Annotated in this window: 16 protein-coding genes and 1 tRNA gene; 10 read left to right on the plus strand and 7 right to left on the minus strand. The window is 59.6% G+C overall.

Going from position 1 to position 20,025, the window contains the following annotated elements:
• Nucleotides 1-15 precede the first annotated feature (15 nt).
• The 6 genes from J1C49_RS17260 (at nucleotide 16) to J1C49_RS17285 (ending at nucleotide 5,535) form a co-directional block, all read left to right on the plus strand.
• Entirely contained in the window at nucleotides 16-624 is a 609-nt protein-coding gene (locus tag J1C49_RS17260; protein WP_227447084.1) for a d(CMP) kinase, read from the plus strand.
• A gap of 450 nt (nucleotides 625-1,074) precedes the next feature.
• A complete protein-coding gene (gene rpsA / locus J1C49_RS17265; protein WP_227447085.1) occupies nucleotides 1,075-2,754 on the plus strand; it encodes a 30S ribosomal protein S1 in 1,680 nt (559 codons plus the stop codon).
• A 131-nt stretch (nucleotides 2,755-2,885) separates the two neighbouring features.
• On the plus strand, nucleotides 2,886-3,947 hold the full coding sequence (locus J1C49_RS17270; protein ID WP_227447086.1) for a hypothetical protein: 1,062 nt from the start codon (nucleotides 2,886-2,888) through the stop codon (nucleotides 3,945-3,947).
• A 241-nt stretch (nucleotides 3,948-4,188) separates the two neighbouring features.
• Nucleotides 4,189-4,470, plus strand: a complete 282-nt coding sequence (ihfB, locus tag J1C49_RS17275; protein WP_227447087.1) for an integration host factor subunit beta — start codon at nucleotides 4,189-4,191, stop codon at nucleotides 4,468-4,470.
• Between the two features lie 3 nt (nucleotides 4,471-4,473).
• The gene (locus J1C49_RS17280; protein WP_227447088.1) at nucleotides 4,474-4,842 is read left to right on the plus strand and encodes a lipopolysaccharide assembly LapA domain-containing protein; all 369 of its coding nucleotides are present in this window, start codon (nucleotides 4,474-4,476) and stop codon (nucleotides 4,840-4,842) included.
• Nucleotides 4,843-4,878: 36 nt separating this feature from the next.
• Nucleotides 4,879-5,535 (plus strand): phosphoribosylanthranilate isomerase, encoded by a 657-nt coding sequence (locus J1C49_RS17285; RefSeq protein ID WP_227447089.1) that lies wholly within the window; start codon nucleotides 4,879-4,881, stop codon nucleotides 5,533-5,535.
• 400 nt (nucleotides 5,536-5,935) lie between these two features.
• On the opposite strand, the gene J1C49_RS17290 is transcribed toward J1C49_RS17285, so the two are convergent.
• Both J1C49_RS17290 and J1C49_RS17295 read right to left on the minus strand, forming a co-directional pair.
• The gene (locus tag J1C49_RS17290; RefSeq protein ID WP_227447090.1) at nucleotides 5,936-6,994 is read right to left on the minus strand and encodes a quinone-dependent dihydroorotate dehydrogenase; all 1,059 of its coding nucleotides are present in this window, start codon (nucleotides 6,992-6,994) and stop codon (nucleotides 5,936-5,938) included.
• A gap of 70 nt (nucleotides 6,995-7,064) precedes the next feature.
• Nucleotides 7,065-7,403 carry a DUF952 domain-containing protein gene (locus J1C49_RS17295; protein ID WP_227447091.1) on the minus strand — a complete coding sequence of 113 codons (339 nt, stop codon included), beginning with the start codon at nucleotides 7,401-7,403 and terminating at the stop codon, nucleotides 7,065-7,067.
• A 156-nt stretch (nucleotides 7,404-7,559) separates the two neighbouring features.
• On the opposite strand from J1C49_RS17295, the gene J1C49_RS17300 reads away from it, so the two are divergent.
• Nucleotides 7,560-9,125, plus strand: coding sequence for a bifunctional UDP-sugar hydrolase/5'-nucleotidase (locus tag J1C49_RS17300; RefSeq protein WP_227447092.1), 1,566 nt, complete (start codon nucleotides 7,560-7,562; stop codon nucleotides 9,123-9,125).
• Nucleotides 9,126-9,495: 370 nt separating this feature from the next.
• Here the strand turns inward: J1C49_RS17300 and J1C49_RS17305 are convergent, their stop codons facing one another.
• Together J1C49_RS17305 and J1C49_RS17310 are read right to left on the minus strand one after the other, a co-directional pair.
• Nucleotides 9,496-11,301 (minus strand): ABC transporter transmembrane domain-containing protein, encoded by a 1,806-nt coding sequence (locus tag J1C49_RS17305; protein WP_227447093.1) that lies wholly within the window; start codon nucleotides 11,299-11,301, stop codon nucleotides 9,496-9,498.
• 288 nt (nucleotides 11,302-11,589) lie between these two features.
• A tRNA-Gly gene (locus tag J1C49_RS17310) sits at nucleotides 11,590-11,663 on the minus strand.
• 73 nt (nucleotides 11,664-11,736) lie between these two features.
• Here J1C49_RS17310 and J1C49_RS17315 point away from each other — a divergent pair.
• Nucleotides 11,737-12,432, plus strand: a complete 696-nt coding sequence (locus J1C49_RS17315; RefSeq protein WP_227447094.1) for an SDR family NAD(P)-dependent oxidoreductase — start codon at nucleotides 11,737-11,739, stop codon at nucleotides 12,430-12,432.
• Nucleotides 12,433-12,613: 181 nt separating this feature from the next.
• Here the strand turns inward: J1C49_RS17315 and J1C49_RS17320 are convergent, their stop codons facing one another.
• From J1C49_RS17320 to J1C49_RS17330, 3 genes are all read right to left on the minus strand, one after another.
• Nucleotides 12,614-13,669 (minus strand): hypothetical protein, encoded by a 1,056-nt coding sequence (locus tag J1C49_RS17320; protein WP_227447095.1) that lies wholly within the window; start codon nucleotides 13,667-13,669, stop codon nucleotides 12,614-12,616.
• 459 nt (nucleotides 13,670-14,128) lie between these two features.
• Nucleotides 14,129-16,420, minus strand: a complete 2,292-nt coding sequence (locus J1C49_RS17325) for a TRAP transporter fused permease subunit (protein ID WP_227447096.1) — start codon at nucleotides 16,418-16,420, stop codon at nucleotides 14,129-14,131.
• Nucleotides 16,421-16,445: 25 nt separating this feature from the next.
• A complete protein-coding gene (locus J1C49_RS17330; protein ID WP_227447097.1) occupies nucleotides 16,446-17,675 on the minus strand; it encodes a TAXI family TRAP transporter solute-binding subunit in 1,230 nt (409 codons plus the stop codon).
• Between the two features lie 82 nt (nucleotides 17,676-17,757).
• Here J1C49_RS17330 and J1C49_RS17335 point away from each other — a divergent pair, with 82 nt between their 5' ends.
• Nucleotides 17,758-18,147, plus strand: a complete 390-nt coding sequence (locus tag J1C49_RS17335) for a MarR family winged helix-turn-helix transcriptional regulator (protein ID WP_227447098.1) — start codon at nucleotides 17,758-17,760, stop codon at nucleotides 18,145-18,147.
• Nucleotides 18,144-19,790 (plus strand): sulfatase-like hydrolase/transferase, encoded by a 1,647-nt coding sequence (locus tag J1C49_RS17340; RefSeq protein WP_227447099.1) that lies wholly within the window; start codon nucleotides 18,144-18,146, stop codon nucleotides 19,788-19,790. Before J1C49_RS17335 ends, J1C49_RS17340 begins: the two co-directional genes overlap by 4 nt.
• The last annotated feature ends 235 nt before the right edge of the window (nucleotides 19,791-20,025 follow it).

A 20,025-nucleotide genomic window follows, 5' to 3' on the forward strand; every position in this document is an offset into this window, starting at 1 on the left:
GCGGGAGACCAACCGATGCCGTTCACCATCGCCATTGATGGCCCCGCAGCCAGCGGCAAGGGCACGTTGAGCCGGGCGATCGCAGAACATTTCGGGTTTGCGCATCTCGATACGGGATTGCTCTACCGCGCGGTGGGACGGCGCGTTCTGGAAGGCGTGTCACCGATCGATGCGGCGCTTGCGTTGAGGGCCGAAGACCTCGCGGAGGACGGCTTGCGCACGCCGGCGGTTGCACAGGCGGCTTCCAAGGTGGCGGTGATTGCCGAGGTGCGGGCCGCGCTGGTGGATTTTCAACGCGCCTTTGCACGCCGGAGCGGTGGCGCGGTGCTGGACGGGCGCGATATCGGCACGGTGATTTGCCCCGAGGCCGAGGTGAAGCTCTTTGTGACAGCCAGTGCCGAGGTGCGCGCCGAGAGACGGTGGCGGGAGCTGATCGCGGCCGGGCATGATGTGGCGCTCGACGACGTGTTGCGGGATGTAAAGACGCGGGATGCCCGCGACATGGGACGCAAGGATGCGCCTTTGAAACCGGCGGAGGACGCGGTGACGCTCGATACATCGGCGCTGTCGATCGAGGCGGCACTTGCCGAGGCGCGTTCGATCGTGGAGGCACGGCTCCGCTGACAGGAGCGACCGCGCGGGTCAATTTTTGCGAATCGTCGCAGAAGACGGGGCCTGTGTCCGCGCGCCGGAACGCGGGACGATCCGTCTGCGCGGTCCTTGCATCTGTCGAGCGCTTAGGGGGCAGTGGTCGCGCGGCCCTGCGTTGGAGGCGAACGCCCTTGAGAGCCGTCGGCATGGATCAGGGGCATCGGCAGGCTTTGGCGTGACGGGCGACGGGTGGTCAACAGGCTTGCGGAGAGGGCCCTTTGGGCCTATAGAGCCTCTCGTCGAGACGGCGCCAAGCCGCAAACGTTAAAGAGATCGAGCAGGGTCGGGACAGCACCGGCCCTCTTTACGTTTGATGCGCGTCCCATTGACCAATTCAGCCCAAGCAGAAGCGCGGGCCTCATTCAGACCGGTGGAGACAACCACCCGGCCAGTCAAATGCACATAAAGGATACGATCAGCCACATGGCTCAGAATGCAAGCATGGAGGAGTTCGAGGCCCTCCTGAACGAAAGCCTCGAAATGGACACGCCCGAAGAGGGGTCTGTTGTCAAAGGCAAGGTCATCGCAATCGAAGCGGGCCAAGCCATTATCGATGTCGGCTACAAGATGGAAGGCCGCGTCGAACTCAAGGAATTCGCGAATCCCGGTGAAGCGCCCGACATTTCTGTCGGTGACGACGTCGAAGTGTATCTTCGTTCTGCCGAGAACGCCCGTGGCGAAGCCGTCATTTCCCGCGAAATGGCGCGCCGCGAAGAAGCTTGGGACCGTCTCGAAAAGGCCTATGCCGACGACGCACGCGTCGAAGGCGCGATCTTTGGCCGGGTCAAAGGCGGCTTCACCGTCGATCTGGGCGGCGCCGTGGCATTCCTGCCCGGCTCGCAGGTTGATGTGCGCCCGGTGCGCGATGCAGGCCCGCTCATGGGTCTCAAGCAGCCGTTCCAGATCCTCAAGATGGACCGTCGCCGTGGCAACATCGTTGTTTCGCGCCGCGCGATCCTCGAAGAGAGCCGTGCCGAGCAGCGCGCCGAGGTCATTGCCAACCTCACCGAAGGTCAGGCCGTGGACGGCGTGGTCAAGAACATCACCGAGTACGGCGCATTCGTCGACCTTGGCGGCGTCGATGGCCTGCTGCACGTGACCGACATGGCATGGCGCCGTGTGAACCACCCCTCCGAGATCCTGTCGATCGGCGAGACCGTCAAGGTTCAGGTCATCAAGATCAACAAGGAAACCCACCGTATCAGCCTCGGCATGAAGCAGCTGCAGGAAGATCCGTGGGATCTGGTTGGCGCCAAGTATCCGCTCTCCTCGGTCCACAAGGGCCGCGTGACGAACATCACCGATTACGGTGCGTTTGTTGAGCTGGAGCCGGGTGTCGAGGGGCTCGTGCACGTCTCCGAGATGAGCTGGACCAAGAAGAACGTCCATCCGGGCAAGATCGTCTCCACCTCTCAGGAAGTGGACGTGATGGTTCTGGAAATCGACGGTGCGAAGCGTCGCGTTTCGCTCGGTCTCAAGCAGACCATGCGCAACCCGTGGGAAGTCTTCTCCGAGACCCACCCCGAGGGCACCCAGGTCGAGGGCGAGGTCAAGAACATCACCGAGTTCGGTCTGTTCATCGGTCTCGAAGGCGAGATCGACGGCATGGTGCACCTCTCCGACCTCAGCTGGGACCAGCGTGGCGAAGAAGCCATCCAGGAATACCGCAAGGGCGATATTGTTCAGGCGGTTGTCTCCGAGGTTGATGTCGAGAAGGAGCGCATCTCGCTCTCCATCAAGGCGCTGGGCGGCGACAAGTTTGCCGACGCAGCCGGTGGCATCAAGCGTGGCTCCATCGTGACCGTCGAAGTGACGGCGATCGAAGACGGCGGCATCGAGGTCGAATACGAGGGTATGAAGTCCTTCATCCGCCGTTCCGACCTGTCGCGTGACCGCTCCGAGCAGCGCCCCGAGCGTTTCTCTGTCGGTGACAAGGTGGATGTGCGCGTGACAAACGTGGACATGAAAACCCGCCGTCTGGGCTTGTCGATCAAGGCGCGCGAGATCGCCGAAGAGAAGGAAGCCGTCGAACAGTTCGGTTCCTCCGATTCCGGTGCATCGCTTGGCGATATCCTCGGCGCAGCGTTGAACCGCGACGACTGATCGTCTTAACCCGTTTGTGTTGCAAAGGTGGGCTTCCTCGGAGGCCCACCTTTCTTCGATAGTTACTTCCGGCCTACGCTTGCGGCATACGATGTGTAGACGTTCGCTTTCCTTCGTCAGACAGGTGAACCATGGCAAAAGTTCTGGGCGATCGACACCTTATCTTGCATGTCGGTACTACCAAAACGGGAACCACAAGCCTGCAACGCGCGCTTGCCGACTCCACTTTTGGCGAGGAAGATGGCTGGTCATATCCGATCAAAGACCGTCTGATCCTTAAGGCGCACCATAACCTTGCTTACGAAGTGGGCTCATTGTTCCAGGAACTGGGGCGGTTTCAAGAGAGTAAGGGGACGTGGCGGGAGATGCGTCAGGAAGTTCTGGCGAGCGATCTGCGGACGGTTATCCTATCCTCCGAGGCGTTTTCCTTCCTGTCCAGTGAGGATCTTGTCCGCTTGAAGCGGGAAGTCAGCCACTTTGGGCGATTAACCATCCACATCTATTTGCGTCGGATCGACCTGTGGCTTCATAGCCGTTATATCCAGAAGGCAAAGTTTGGGCGCGTTGCACTCGATGGCAACATTCGCACGCTAAAGGCTGATGCGCGAACGGATATCTTCGATGTCGATGTCGCTTTTCAAGGCGCCTTGGTGCGTCGATGGCGAGAAGCATTCGGGGCGGACGCGGTCGCGGTCAGCCTCTATGGCCCGCAAGATGCAGGGCATGATGTCATCGCACATTTCATGCGCTATCATGGACTTGATGGGGGCCGCGACTGGACGGTTAGTCAGCGGGCGAACGTGTCCCCGTCGCTGAAATCACTTCTTGGCACCTACCAATTTCTTCGTATCTGCAGCGACGCGATTGGAGAGCAAGCCACCATAACGCCAGCCATGGGCGTGGCCTTGTCGGAGTATTTCGGCGCTCAGCCGGACGTTGTCAGCGGGCGCTACCGCTTGTTTTCCCACTATCTTGCCCAGCAATTCTATGACGAATTCGCGGAGGACCAGGTCCAGCTTGCCGAAATGCTTGGGCGTGACGTGCCGATATTCGATCCGCCAACCCGTGCCGAGTACAAGGGCTATGTGAAGGAACCTCTGGCGTTGATTGACCGCTTCACCGAGGACGATCACGCGTTTCTCAACCGCCTGAGCACAACCTACCTGCACCATAAGAGGGCAAAGCGCGCCTGAATCGGCGGTCATGACATCGACGAATCGAAGACCGACTGCTTTGCGCCGATCTCCGGGGCTTGCGCCGTCTTTGCCGCCACGATGGCAATTCAGGCTTCCGCAAAACACTGCAAAATCGCCTTTTTTCCGAATCCTCTGCAGAGAATTCGCAGATGGGCATTCCCGTAAGCGGTTCTTCTTCCTATAGTTATGGCACAAGGCGCGCGGGTTGACGGCCTGTGACAATCGGGGGAGATGTTTGATGATCCGGTCGGAATTGATCCAGAAGATTGCAGATGACAATCCGCATCTTTATCAACGGGACGTGGAGCGGATCGTGAACACGATCTTCGACGAAATCACAAACGCCATGGCTCGGGGCGATCGGGTCGAGTTGCGGGGCTTCGGGGCCTTTTCGGTCAAGAAGCGAGATGCGCGCATTGGCCGGAACCCGAGGACTGGTGAATCGGTTCAGGTTGAAGAAAAACATGTGCCGTTCTTCAAGACCGGCAAGCTGCTGCGTGACCGCCTCAACGGGAAGTAATCCATGCGCTACATTCGCTACGCCATCTATGCGGGCCTGACTATTCTTCTGACAATCGTGTCGGTCGCCAACCTGCAACCGGTGACGCTGAACACGTTGCCGTCGGGCATGTCCGGGCTTGACCCGATCGCATGGATGGGCGTCTCGGTCCAGGTGCCGCTTTTCATCGTTGTACTCGCGTCGCTGTTGCTGGGCTTCGTGCTGGGCGAGGTGTTCGAATGGCTGCGCGAACACAAGCACCGCGCCGAAGCCCGCACCAAAGGGGCCGAGGTCAAGAAGCTCGAACGTGAGCTCAAGCGCACCCAGGCGGAGCGTGACAAGGACAAGGACGAGGTTCTGGCCCTTCTGGATCAGAGCTCTTCCCGCGTCTGACCACCCGGTCTCTGATGCCATTGAAAAGGAACGGTCGTGGACGTGCGCACCAAGATCTGCGGCCTGACACGCCTCGCTGATGTCGAGGCGGCGGCATCCGCCGATGCGTCTTATGTCGGGTTTGTTTTCTTTCCGAAATCGCCGCGCAATCTTTCTTTTGAAGCGGCGCGGGACCTTGCGATTGCGGTGCCAGCGGGGATCGTCAAGGTTGGGCTAGTTGTCGACCCCGATGATACCATGCTTGATAGTCTCATGGCGCAGGTTCCGCTCGACATGCTCCAATTGCACGGGCACGAAACTCCGGCGCGGGTGGCCGACATCCGCGCGCGTTACGGCTTGCCCGTGATGAAAGCCGTCGGTGTGGCAGAGGAAAGCGATCTTGAACAGGTTGCGCTTTTTTCCGGCGTCGCGGATCAAATCCTGATCGACGCGAAACCCCCAAGAGACGGTGACCTGCCCGGCGGCAATGGCCTTGCGTTTGATTGGCGTCTCGTTGCGGGCCGTCGGTTCGGAAAGCCATGGATGCTTGCTGGCGGGCTGACACCGGAAACGGTCGGCACAGCGATCTCCATGACCGGGGTTCAGCAAGTGGATGTGTCGTCCGGGGTTGAAAGCGCGCCGGGCGTCAAAGACGCCGAAAAGATCGCGGCCTTTGTTGCCGCCACGCGCGCCCCGTCGGTCCCACGACTCTGAACGGCCGTTCACGGCCTACGCGCCGAACCACGCGGCTGATGTTCGTCGCGGGTCATCCACCGGCAGGGCTTCGTCGGTCGAAGGATCACCCGCCTCGCTCCTCGAAGTCTCGCCTGAACCCCGGCCAGCCTGTGCCCCGCATTGTTTCACGCCGCGCGGGGTGTCCCGTCCCAGCTTGGCAGTAGGGCGCGCGGTGTTTCCTGAGCGTTGGTATGGTTTGCGGCGGGCCTTTCAGAAGAGCTCTGGCTTTGAAGCGGGGGCCGAGCGCCACCTGTATCCGCTGACGGTCGTTTTGGAACAGGAGGCGTGTCTTGCTGTATGGATGGTGACCCTCTGCGTATAGGGTTCCGTTCGCACGGCAAGCCGCAACACCGATCAGACGCAGTCCCGCGGCTCCGGCTTAAAGCCAGCTCTCGCGATCCGTGCCAACCGCGTCAGAAACCGAGGCAAACCCATCGCGTTGCAGCAACCTGTCGAGACCTTCGGCAATCTCCGATACAAGGCTCACACCGCCGTATACAAGGGCCGTGTATAGCTGAACCGCAGCGGCGCCGGCACGGATCTTTGCATAGGCCTGTTCGGCGGATCCGACACCGCCGACGCCGATCAGCGGCATCGTTCCGTCGGTCAGCTTGGAGAGCTGTGCCAACACCCGAGTTGAACGCTCGAAGAGAGGCGCGCCGGAAAGGCCGCCCGCTTCGGCCGCGTGGGGAGAGCGCAAACCGTCTCGGTTGAGCGTTGTATTTGTCGCGATAACACCGGCCACGCCGGAGCTCATGGCGATTTCTGCGACGTCCTCAAGACCCTGCTGATCGAGGTCGGGCGCAATCTTCAGGAAAACCGGCACAGGCTCTGGCAAAGTGGCCCGGGTGGTCATCACCCCATCAAGCAAAGCGGCCAGCGCAGCTTTGCCCTGAAGGTCACGCAGCTTTTCGGTGTTGGGCGAACTCACATTCACCGTCGCGAAATCGACGAAAGGGCCGCAATGCGCCAGGACCTTCGCAAAATCGCCTGCGCGGTCCTCCGACGTCTTGTTGGCGCCCAGATTGAGGCCAACAACCGCATTCGATGGCCGTTTGGCCAGACGTGCAGCGATTGCGTGCATCCCGTCGTTGTTGAAGCCGAAACGGTTGATGGCGGCGCGGTCTTCGCTCAGTCGGAACAGGCGGGGTTTGGGGTTGCCCGGTTGCGCAAGCGGGGTTGCCGCGCCGACCTCCAGAAAGCCGAACCCACTGCGGGCGAGACCATCCAGCGCCTCAGCGTTCTTGTCGAACCCTGCCGCGAGGCCAATCGGGTTCGGCAGATCCAGACCCGCGAGCGTGGTCTTGAGCCGCGGGCTGCTGGCCACCCCGCCGGACGGTCCGATACCGGCTCGCAAAGCGCGCAGCGCCAAACCGTGAGCTTTTTCCGGATCCATTCGGCGCAACACGGACAAACCAAGGCTTTCGATCAGGCGCATCACGCTCACTCTTTTCTGTTTGGACCGTCAGGCCGGGTTTGCCCTTCTGGCGGTGATGTCTCGGACCGGCTCAAGGGATGTCTTCAGGAAAGACGTGCCCGGAGGGTCCCAGATCCAGCGGCTTGGACCAGACCACATCCCTAAGACGCAAAGGCCCGTAGAGATGCGGGAAGAGCGCTCCGCCACGGGATTCCTCCCACCGCAGGTCTGGACCGAGAGCGTCGGCCTCCAGTGCCAGCAGTGTCAGGTTATCTTCTTTCGCAAAATGCTTGGCGGCGGTTTCCCGAACCAGATCGGCGGGCGAAAAATGGATATAGCCGTCCGCCACATCGACGGGCGCGCCGCTGGTTTCGCCTTGCGCCTGAAGGGCGGCCCATTCGTCCGCCCGGAGGATCTTGTAAATAAGCATGGGGAGTGAATGCCGTGCGTTGCCGGTCTGGTCAAGCAATCGGCATCGATTGGTTCCGTGCCGCTGTTGCATCCTCTGCCCTAGCGTAGGCTTTGACTCCGACCGAGTGGCACGGCACCATCGCGGCAATAACAAAACACGACAGAGAGGAAGACCATGTCCCTGAAAACCCTGACCAGTGCAGCCGCGCTGGCATTGGCATCAACGGTTGCCCATGCCGACTATTCGCTGACCATCCTGCACACAAACGATTTTCATGACCGGTTCGAGCCGATCAACCGCTTCGATTCGACCTGCTCGCCGGATGACAATGCCGAAGGCAAGTGTTTTGGCGGCATTGCGCGGATGATCACCGCGATCAACGAGGCAAAGGCCCGGGCCGAGGGCGATGTGCTCTTGCTTGACGCGGGCGACCAGTTTCAGGGTTCGCTGTTCTACACCCAGTATGGCGGTGATCTGGCCGCCGAATTCATGACGCAGCTTGGCTATGATGCGATGGCCGTCGGGAATCACGAATTCGACGATGGCCCCGAGGGCCTGGCCGCGTTCCTCGACCAGGTGGAGTTCCCGGTCCTGTCTGCAAATATCGATGTCAGTCAGAACAATCTGCTGGCGGGCAAGGTGCGCAAATCCACGATTCTGAGCCGCGGCGATGAGCGGATCGGCGTGGTGTCCGTGCTTGCGGAAGACACACCAGAAACTTCCTCTCCGGGTGCGAGCGTGGTCTTTTCCTCCGCCGTTGACGCGGCTCAGGCGGAGATTGACGCCCTGACTGAAGATGGCGTGAACAAGATCATCCTTCTGACCCATGTGGGCCTCCCGGCTGACCGGCGACTGGCCGAAGCCCTGACCGGGGTTGATCTGATCATCGGGGGGCATTCGCACACCCTGTTGTCCAATACCGATGAAGATGCCGAGGGAACCTACCCCACAGTCGTGAACGATGTGCCGATCGTTCAGGCTTACGCCTACAGCAAGTATCTTGGCGAGCTTCAGGTCACGTTTGACGATGATGGAAACCTGACCGAGATCAGTGGTGATCCGATCCTGCTGGATGCCTCTGTGGCCGAGGATGAAGCCGCCGTTGCGCGTGTGGCCGAGCTGGCACAGCCGCTTGAGGAGTTGCGCAACCGTGTCGTGGCGGAAGCCTCTGAGCCGATCGAAGGGGCGCGCGAAGTCTGCCGCGCGATGGAATGCCCGATGGGCAACCTCGTCGCGGATGCGATGCTCGACCGTGTGAAGGACCAGGGTGTCGAAATCGCGATCCAGAATGGCGGCGGTCTGCGCGCGTCCATTGATGCTGGAGAGGTCACGATGGGCGAGGTCCTGACCGTTCTGCCGTTCCAGAACACGTTGTCCACCTTCGAAGTCTCGGGCGCGACCATTGTCGAGGCCCTCGAAAACGGTGTCAGCCAGGTCGAAGACGGTGCGGGACGCTTCCCGCAAGTGGCCGGCATGAGCTACACCGTGGATCTTTCCAAGGAGCCGGGGAGCCGGATTTCCGACGTCATGGTTGGCGGCGCGCCCATCGACATGGAAAAAGTCTATGGGGTTGTGTCCAACAACTACGTGCGCAATGGCGGAGATGGCTATGGCATGTTTGTGGATGCAGCCAACGCTTATGACTTCGGACCCGATCTTGCGGATGTGACCGCCGAGTTCATCGCGTCCAACGCACCGTATCAGCCGTACACGGATGGCAGGATCACCGTTAACAAGTAAACCGGCAATCGCTTGGGCCGACTTCCGAACCGGCCGAGGGACCCCCCTGCCTTGATGGGCAGGGGGGTCTTTTTGTTTTCCTCCCGTGCAATGGATTGCGTGCGGAGTGGCCCCGGTTCGTTCAACCTTAAACACCTATGGTCTAACCTCCGCCCGTGGTCGGCAGTCGGCCCGTGCTTGATCGGTCCGGAGGGAGAGGGAGGATGATGAAAAAGCAGTCCTGCGAATGCTGGGCTTGTCGGGGGTTTAGCGCGCCCGCATGTCTCCAAACATGGCCGCTGAAAGCGACGCAGCCAAAACCTGCGCCTTCCTGAGCCCCTTTGGGCTTGGCGCGGTCTGGGTTTGCGGCCTGATGTGCGGGTTCGTTGCGCTATTCTGCGGCCATGCCATCCGTGAACTGGAGCCGAGCCAGCCGGGCATAGAGCCCGCCTTCGGCCACAAGCGCGTCATGCGCGCCGGTCGCGACAATGCGGCCCTGATCCATCACGATGATGCGGTCGGCTTTTTTCACCGTTGCAAGGCGGTGGGCGACAATGACCGTCGTGCGTCCTTCCGCCAGCGCGTCGACGGCGGTTTGCACCGCGCGTTCGCTTTCTGCATCCAGCGCAGAGGTCGCCTCATCCAGAAGCAGAACGGGCGCGTCGCGCAAGATGGCACGCGCAATGGCGATCCGCTGTTTCTGTCCGCCCGACAACATGACGCCCCGCTCTCCAACCCATGTTTCATAGCCCTCTGGCAGGGCCACAAGGAAGTCATGTGCGGCAGCGGCCTTGGCGGCGGCCTCGACTTCTGCGTCGCTGGCATCCGGACGGCCAAAGCGGATATTCTCGCGCGCTGTCGCCGCAAAAATCACCGGATCCTGCGGGACGAGCGCAAGATGCTTGCGAAAGTCAGTGCGAGAGAGGCTTTCAAGCGGCATTCCGTCAAGCCGGACGGTGCCGGAATCAGGGTCATAAAACCTCTGGATCATCTGGATCACGGTTGTCTTGCCGGCACCGGAAGGACCCACGAGCGCGACGGTCTCTCCCGGGGTGATCGTGAGGTTTACCGCGTCCAACGCGGCAATTCCCGGACGGGACGGGTAGGAGAAAGTCACGTTGTCAAACATGATCTCGCCACGCACGGGCGTTGGAAGAGTGGCCGGGTCGGGCTGGTCGCGGACGCTGTCTTCGGCGTTGAGAAGCTCGACCAATCGCTCGGTCGCGCCGGCTGCGCGCTGCAATTCGCCGAACACCTCCGAAAGCGCGGCGACCGCGCCGGCGACCATCACGGCATAGATCACGAACTGGATCAGGGTGCCGGCCGTCATACCGCCCGCGCGCACGTCCCATGCGCCGATCCACAGCACGCCGACAATGCCTGTGAACACCAGGAAGATCACAATCACCGTCATCAACGCGCGGGTCCAGATACGGCGCCGTGCGGCGTCGAAGCTTCTTTCGGTCACATCGGAAAAGGCCGTTTGCGATATCAATTCGTGCGTATAGGCCTGCACCGTCTGGACGGAGGTCAGCGCTTCCGAGGCATTGCCCGAGCTTTCCGCGATCCAGTCCTGGTTTTCGCGTGACAGCTTGCGCAGCCGCCGCCCGAGCACCATGATCGGGATGATCACCGCTGGCACGATCAACAGCACAAGCCCGGTGAGCTTCGGAGCCGTGATCAGCATAAGCACAAGTCCCCCGATGAACAGCAAGACGTTGCGCAAGGCGATGGAAATCGACGATCCGATCACCGACAGAATCAAGGTGGTGTCGGTGGTGATCCGGCTGAGGACCTCGCCCGTCATGATCTTCTCATAGAAGGCGGGGCTGAGCGAGATGACCTTGTTGAAGACCGCTTTACGCACATCCGCGACGACCCGTTCGCCGAAGCGTGTCACCAGCGCGTAGCGCAACGCCGTGCCAAGCGCGAGAAGGGCCGCGATTCCGAGGGCCGCGCCGAAATACAGGTTGAGCAGCTCGCCCGATTTTGTGTTGAAATTGTCCACCACGCGCCGCACCGCCAAGGGCAGGACCAGCGAGACACCAGCTGTGGCCGTCAAGGCAAGCAGCGCCAAACCCATCAAGAGCTTGTAGGGTCTCATGAACGGCCAGAGTGCCCGCAGAGCCCCGAGATTTCGTGACTTTTCGCGGTCTTCTGTCTTGTTGGGCCCGTTTGGGGTCGTTCTTCGGGCCATGGGGCCTCCGTCCTTGCCTACGCAACGGTTTTTCAATGCCGGGCGCTGCGGGTCAAGCGCAGGATTGACGCGGTTACGGTCAAATCGACGCTGGTGCGACGATCACTGACCAGACCGTGACCCGATTACGGTAACTCGATCAGGAAGCAGACGGCGCGGGCGACGTAGACCGAACCCGTATCAGTTGCTTGGAAGTCCTGTGTCCAGATGCTGATTTTCTTTGAATAATCAGGAGCATACCGTTTGATCGGTATTCGATTTGCAGGCGATATGTCGGAAGAAAGTTTCTGGAGCGGGCGGCGGGAATCGAACCCGCGTCATTAGCTTGGAAGGCTAAGGTCTTACCACTACACAACGCCCGCTCAGCGAACACCCTCCTATGCTATACGCGAAAGAGGGTCAAGATCAGGAGCCACTCTGGAGTAGGAAAGAACCATGAACAAACCAAGGGCCGTGATCATTGGTGCGGGTGCAGGGTTATCCGCTGCTGTTGCCCGCGATCTTTCGCAGGACCACGCATTGACGCTTGCTGCACGCGGTGGCGAACAGATGCGCGCTGTGGCAGAGGAGATCGGCGCCCGCTCCGTTCTTCTGGATGCGACGGACGAGGGCGCAGTGGCGCGGCTCTTCGACGAACTTCCAGAGGCGCCGCGCGTCGTGGTCTACAACCCCTCGGCGAGGGTGCGGGGACCGGTTGCGGAACTGCCGGTGGAAGAGGTCCGCCGGGCCGTCGACGTGACGGCGATTGGCGCGTTCATCTGCGGCAAACATGCCGCGCGGCGCATGCTCGAAGCAGAGCCGCTGGATGGGGTGCGCGGCACGATCCTCTTTACCGGGGCCTCGGCGGGGGTGAAGGGCTTCCCGCAGTCCGCGCCCTTCGCCATGGGCAAGTTTGCGCAGCGAGGCCTCGCCGAGAGTATGGCGCGGGAGCTGCATCCGCAGGGCATTCACGTGGTATGGATCAACATCGACGGTGCGATCCTGAACCCGGGTCGGGTGGAGCCTGCGGACAAGCCGGGGTCGATGCTGCGCCCCGAGGCGATCGCCCGCACCTACCGGCACCTGATCGAACAGGACCGCAGCGCTTGGACGAATGAGGTCGCCCTGCGGCCTTGGCTCGAGCGTTTCTGAAGATATGAGACCCATGCCGGTGTGCTTGCTTCGGCGGCCTCGGATAATCACAGTTATGGTCGAAACGCGACGCATGCCAAGGTGCTCTGCGCTACAGTGCAACGTTCCTGAATTGGTCGTTTGCTTCAGCGACATACGAGTGCATAAAGGAACCCATCTTAGAAGCATTTGCTTGCCATGACTATTCAGATGGAGCGAATTCGATCTTCTGATCAGGAAAGGAATCTCGCAAGTTTTTCATTGCCTGAAGCCATGTAGGGCCGCCCCACTGGTTTATGAAAGCATACGTACGATTATCGAAATATAGCAGTTCTTCTTCACCGCAGAACAATCGGGTGCGAGTAAAACTGAGCTCCATCTTTTGCCGTGTTTCTTGGGCAAGCGTATAGAATTCGTCAGCGTTCACTGCGCCGCTGACTGAAACAAGAGAACGATCAATCGACTGACCAAGGTGTTTTGCAACGTCCTCCGGTGCAAAGCCATTTTCAACCAAATAGCGGAATGTCTGATAGATCGCGTGCCGCTTTCGCAAACCTAGTATTTTACGCCCACCGAGCGTCACATCATACTTCGTCCAATCCGAGCGCGCCTTTCGCTCTTTACGCTTCTTTTCGGTTACTCGTATCTGATATTCAGCCATCTCAGGAAGTGGGATGATCTGTTGGACATCCACAAAAACTCGACTTTCATGGTCGTATGGCTGGAGTCGCACACATCGAATATCAATATCACGCTCAATCAACCAAAGAACGGATGTCGTCAATTCACGAGCGAATTCAGCGGAGGCAAGAACGATGCGCACATCCTGGGCGAAGGCGTCCTCATCAGGTTCATCCCAACCGAGGAAATCCAATAATTCACTTCGCGCATCGACATCGGAGCAGCCTATCTGTCCTTGGTAACGAGCGAAGACGTCTACGGCTTGATCAAAGGTCATGGTCGAGACCATCGCAGCATAGCGGATCGCTTGGAGTTCCATATGCCCGCCGTCTTCAGTACGCTTGAGTTCAACTACGACGAGATTGGCATCGCGATCAATGCCATGGAGGTCGATACGACGTCGCGATTCGTCCCATTCCCCGAACTCTTCCGCGATAACCAGCGTGTCGGGTGCGACAACAGAGATGTTCGCTCGCAGAAGGCGTTGAAGATCACGCCGTTCCTGTAGTTCCATCTGACTGAATGTGGTCTTGATCAGTGGGCGAATTTCTTCTTGGGCAAACTCGTATATAGGCATTTGCGATCCCTACCTTTCTGACGACTCAATGGACGTACATGCCAATGGCCACACACCATCACCAATCACGGCCATAACGGACCCGGGAGTAGACTGTACCCAATGACTGTTTTCAGACAACATGTATTGTTGCTGTTTTCAGGCAATGTCCCTAGAATCCGATGTGCCGCAATACATGACGCTAAAGCCAGAAACTTCTCCAATGTCAGGCCAAAATGCTCTTAGTCGTTGGCGACTCGGGCCGAATTTTTCCAGTGCGCAGAACAGTATCGTTTTCTGCGCTTTGATTGTCTTATCCGCTTCACAACATGGCGGGGTAAGCTGCGCCTTCAACTAATCAAAAACCCATCTACAATCCAACGATATGCGACAAACAAATGGGTGGATGTCCGTTCGGGGCCATAAAAGCACCTTGTCAGAAAACCTTCGCGTGGTGCGAACCGAATTGTCGATCAGGACTCATTCTTGCTGCTGCGTTCTGCTTCGCAAATAGTGCACGGCCACCAAAACGCAGGCCAGAAGCCCTCCGACGGATATGATCAATGGCGTCTTCCAGAGAATGAGTATCGCTGCGAGAATTCGCAATGACATTTCCCAACCGGATAGTGCTGTATGATCGTAGCGGGCCAGAGCGGAGGCCAACAGGTATAGCGCCACAAAGAGCCGGAGGAGGAGCAACGCAAGCGCCCCGAGGTCAGTTTCGCCTGAATATCCTTCCATGAACACACGCCGTCCGGTTTCATCGGCGATCGTGACGGCCTCGGGTATCAGCAACAATTCGGGGTACCAGGCAAACACAAATGGGATCGTGAACATGACGATGCCCACGCGCACCGCCGAAAATGCGGTACGCATGGGTTCTGACCCTGTGATCGACGACGCGGCAAAGGCGGCGACCGCAACCGGCGGCGTAATGGCCGAGGCCACGGCGAAATAGAAGACGAACATATTTGCGGTGAAGAAGCTGACACCGAGCTGCGCCAGAAGCGGCCCAAGAAGCAGGGCGACGTTCACGTAAGCCGGAACGGTTGGCATCCCCATGCCCAGAAGGATTGCGCAGAACATGGCGCAAACCAGGGCGAGCATCAGATAAACGCCGCCGGCTATCTGGATCTCATACCCCAGAATGCGGATCGACGTGACCTGCTCCAGCCACGTCGTGACTGCGCGGGTCAGCTCGCCCGTCAGGCCACTCTCGTTCAGGAAAGCCGCGATGATCGACACCGCGAAGAGCAAGAGAAACAAGCGCGATATGAGAATGCCACCCTCGCCAAGGGCGATTGCAATCTTGCGGGGGTGCGCGCGCGTTTCTGGATCAAGAAGCATCAGAGGCAGCAGGATCGCCACGGCCCACCAACCCGCCGACACGGCGTCACCAGTTGCATTGACGATGGTTTGTACGACCGCATCAGGAAGCACAAAGGCGATCCAGCTTTCTCCGATCGCATCCTTGTTCCCCAGAAGCAGGAACAGGATCACCAATATGGGCAGGAAGATGATCCAGAGGTTCCGCCAGTCTTGCCGTTTCATGATCAAATCGTCAGGGATGGTCCGCATCGGCTCGACTCTTTCGCGACGGGCCTGGAACATGACCGCGAGGAAGATCGAGAAGAAGAACGCGATGGCCGGGATGAAGGCTGCTGTGATGACCTTGGTGTACGGCACTGCGGTCAGTGCGACGAGGACAAAGGCTGCAATTCCCATGACCGGTGGCATGATCTGCCCACCTGAAGAGGCCGCCGCCTCAACCCCGCCTGCGAATTGCGGAGAAAAGCCATTGCGCCGCATCATCGGGATGGTGAGCCGACCGGTCGAGAGCACATTCGTGACCGGCCCACCGGTGATCGTGCCAAACATGGCCGAGGAGACAATCGCGGCATGCGCGGGGCCGCCGCGCAGGTTCCGCGTCAGGCGCACAGCGAGTTTGATCAGGGACGTGCCGCCCGCCGATGATCCGAAAAGCGCGCCCAGCACAACGTAGGGGAACACCTGGTTTATGATGATATCCATGAACCGGCCCATAAACCCATCGGGCGTGATGAACACATTTGTGGCCTTCTGGATCGCCGCGGCCAGCGCGTCTCCTCCATCCGCGCCCAGTTTGGTCAGGAGGAAGTTGTTGTCGCTCAGATCGAAGACCCACACGAGGGCTGTCGAAACGGTGTAGAGCACGACAATGCTCGCCACGATGACCAGCGGCAGTCCCCAGACGCGCACGTTGTAAAGAAAGAACAAAAGGATGATGGTGAACAGCAGCGGCAGAACCCAGAGACCCAGACGGGCCTGGCAGGCAGGCACCTCGGCGTCGAGGGTCATGCCGGGGATCAGATTGACGGATCGCGCCATCGCTTCTTCGATCAATCGGGCCCGTTCGCCCGTGATCTGGTCCACCAGACAGACGGAATCGATTTCGATCCAGAATCCCACCGCGCCAGCCAGTGCTGCAAAAATGAGACCGACATCCAACACAAGACCCAACCACGCGCGCTCCGGACGCGTCGTGCGCCATGTGCGATAAAGGCTCGCGTCGAGTGCGACGATCACCATCATCAGCACGAAGACCGGCGGAAAGAAGAATTCGGTCGGAAAGCCGGAAATGCGGAAGAACCGGATGCCAGTGATCTCGCGCGCCCAATCCTGTAGTCCCGGGATTTCGGGCAGGGTGTTGAGCATACCCACAAACACAAGAACAAATGCAAGGAACAGCGCGATGCGCTGTCCCCTGGGTTTCATGCTCTGTGCGTCGGTCATGGGTGCCCCGGAAGCGCTGAGGTCTTCAGGGACGGGCGCAATCGGCGACCGCATGTCCGGCCTCTTCATAGGCGCGGATCGCACCGGGGTGCATCGTCAGGGCGACGGCGCCACAAATGCCCTGGGGCGCGCCTTCAATGTCGCCGAAGCTCAGGAAGAGGTATGGGCCGCGCGGCGATCCCGTCAGAAACCGCTCCTGCCCCGCCAGATAGGCCTTGGTGATTTGATAGGCCAGTTCTTCGTCCATGGAGGCCGGAACGATCTGCGCAAACGCCAACGCAAATGTATCGAAGGTATCGTCATCGGTGACAATCTTGATGTCATTGCCGGCATAGGCGGCGCGATATTCGTCCACCGAAATGGAATAGGCGACGTTGCCGGGCGCGTTTACAATCTGCCGCCCGAGCTCGCTGTTCAGAATATCTGAAGGAATATCGTAGAGCGTCGTGCCACCCGCTGCGGCGATGGCGATCTGCCGGCCGGAGGGCAAGCCTTCCGGAAGCGTCCAGCCGTCGACCGCACCGCCCGTAATTGTTGAAACCGTATCCGGCCAAGGCGTTTGGACGCCTTCATAGCCTTCGCCATCCTTCAAACCGCTGAGCAACTGAATCGCTGCGCGACCCGTCGTCAACGCCGCACCACGCGGCGGGCCGTTGTAGATGCGCTTGCCCTCGATGTCGTCCGGGCTTTGAATGGTGCCGCTGTTGTAATGGCCAAAGATCTGAGCCGACGGTGCGGAAAAGAACAGCGCCCGCAAATTGCCAGCCAGCTCAGCTCCCCGCTCAGCGCCCAGGCCGGAATAGGGGCCTACGCCACGGGACAGCAGAAATGGCAGGATCAAGGGGGCCGGTGCCATATCCAGTTGGCCTTCGGCCACGGCCTGCACCGAATTCGTGAGTGTGGCGCCTTCGGTGATCTGCATCGTGGCAACGCCCGCTGCATCCAGAACAGCCGCCAGGGTTGTATCAATGTAATGCGGGGTCGACCCGGGCGAAGTTGTCTCTGCCGTAAGTGTCGCTTGCGCAAAACCGGCGGCTGGCAACGCGGCCAAAATCGCCCCGGCGATGGTATTTCTGATCATGGCGTCCTCCCAATGCAGCGCCGTAGCGCAGGCAAATGACCCGCTTGTTGCGGGTTTTCCTTGCGCATCGTTACAAAAATTATGTGACTTGTCACGTAAAAGTTTTGCTGATCTTATCCCTTTGTACGGAGGCCACATGACAAACCACACCAAACCTAGGCCAGACAGGGTCAAAGCCCGCCAGCTTGAACAGAACCGCAATCTGTTCGGCCGCCTGTCAGCAGCATCCTTGGCCTCCCGCGTTCAGGCGCAACGCATGCTGAAATCTGCCGGAGATCTGTCCATTACCGAATGGCGGGTCCTGTGGGATCTGGCGGAGGCCGGTCCGCTGACCGTGACCGAAATGGCCGCAATTCAGCGTACCGATCACGCCCTGATCAGCCGCGCGATTCCCGTGATGGTCCGCAAAGGATATGTGACCACGACCATCAGTCAGGCCGATCGCAGGGCGTCCCTGATTGAGCTGACCGACCATGGGCGCGAGGTTTTCACACGGACCTCGGTCGTCATGTCGGCCCGCCGCGCGGCCCTGTCGCGGACCTTTTCGGAAGAAGAGGTAAACACCTTCATCGGGCTCATCGACCGTTTCGAAGCCTTTGTCGAAGCCCCTTTGACCGAAAACCTGAAAACCGAGGCTACGCCATGACCGACCGCCCGAATGTGCTTTGGATTATGGCTGACCAACTCAGGTTTGATTACCTCAGCTGCTATGGACACCCACACCTGCACACGCCGCATATCGATGCGCTGGCCGCGCGCGGTGTGCGGTTTGACCGTGCCTATGTGCAGTCGCCGGTGTGCGGCCCTTCGCGGATGTCCGCCTATACCGGGCGATATGTGCGCAGCCATGGCTCGACCTGGAATGGCATGCCCCTGCGCGTCGGTGAGCCGACCTTGGGCGATCACCTGCGCGAGGCCGGGGCGCGGGCTGTGCTGGTGGGCAAGACACACATGATCGCAGACCGCGAAGGCATGGCGTGGCTTGGCATCGATCCGAAAAGCGAGATCGGCGTGCGACGGTCTGAATGCGGTTTCGAACCGTTCGAACGGGACGATGGCCTTCACCCTGATAGCCCGCGCCAGCAATGGTCGGCCTACGATGATTACCTGGTCGCCCATGGGTACGAGAGCGACAATCCTTGGGAAGACTTCGCCAATTCCGGCCTCGATGACGATGGTGAATTGCTTTCGGCCTGGCTGTTGAAGAACTCGCGCCTGCCGGCCAACGTGCCCGAAGAGCATTCCGAGACGGCCTATATGACCGACCGCGCCATGGACTTCATGCAGGAGGCCGAGGCCGATGGGCGGCCATGGATGTGTCACCTGAGTTATATCAAGCCACACTGGCCGTATATCGTTCCGGCGCCCTATCACGACATGTACGATGAGACGCATATCATCGATCCGGTCCGCTCAGACGCCGAACGTGAGACCGAGCACCCCTTGATGCGCGCTTATTTGGAGGCACGTGTATGCCGAAGCTTTTCGCGCGACCACGTGCGCGCCCATGTCATTCCGGCCTATATGGGGCTGATCAAACAGCTCGATGATAATCTTGGCCGTCTATTCTCCTGGATGGATCAAAAGGGGTTTAGCGAGAATACCATCATCGCCTTCACGTCGGATCACGGGGATTACATGGGCGATCACTGGATGGGCGATAAAGACTTCTACCATGAAATGGCGGTCAAGGTTCCGCTCATTATCAGCGATCCGAGAGCGCAGGCGGACGCTACCCGAGGGACAGTGTCAGATGCCTTGGTCGAGATGATCGACCTTGCTCCGACCTTCATGAATGCCTTGGGCTGCGAGGCCAAGCCGCACGTCATAGAAGGCCGTGATCTTACGCCAATTCTGCACGGAACCGACGGCTTTTCACGGAAGTATGTCATCAGCGAACATGATTACCACTGGTCCGAAATGGCGCGTGCGCTGGACGTGTCACAAGAACATGCGCACACGACAATGATCTTCGATGGTCGCTGGAAATACATACGATGCGAGGGGTTCGAACCGATCATGTTCGATGTTGAGACCGATCCGGGCGAACTCACGGACCTTGGCCAATCTGACAACCCTGAACATATCTCAATCCGAACACGAATGGAGGCCGCACTCCTTCACTGGGCGACGCGCCACCACACACGGATCACCGCAACACCAGCCGTCCTCGCCCGTCAAAAACGAGCTGCGAAAGATGGGATCCTGATCGGCTTTTGGGACGAAGCAGAATATGAGGCGGCCACCGGCCAAGCGTTTGCAGAGCTTCGGCCCGTGGGAAAGACCTGATTTGGTGCAGGAAAAGTGGTGTTTTCACCCAAGGCGTGCAGGGTAGGTGCTTTGGTGCCGTCTTTTGTAAAAGCGTCTTGCACCAAGGTATCCTCGAAGCAACCGCGGTCCATAGGATGCCTTTCGAGGATCACGTGCACTTAGCAACTGTATTTCTCAGACAGTCTGAGAAGTCCATTTTTGTCCTGACTTGACGAGGGCATTTGCGATTGTGGTGAGTTTTCGAGCGACGGCT

Origin of the sequence: Cognatishimia sp. F0-27, assembly GCF_020667845.1 — a bacterium.
In the GTDB taxonomy this organism is placed as follows: Bacteria; Pseudomonadota; Alphaproteobacteria; order Rhodobacterales; family Rhodobacteraceae; genus JAFMPQ01.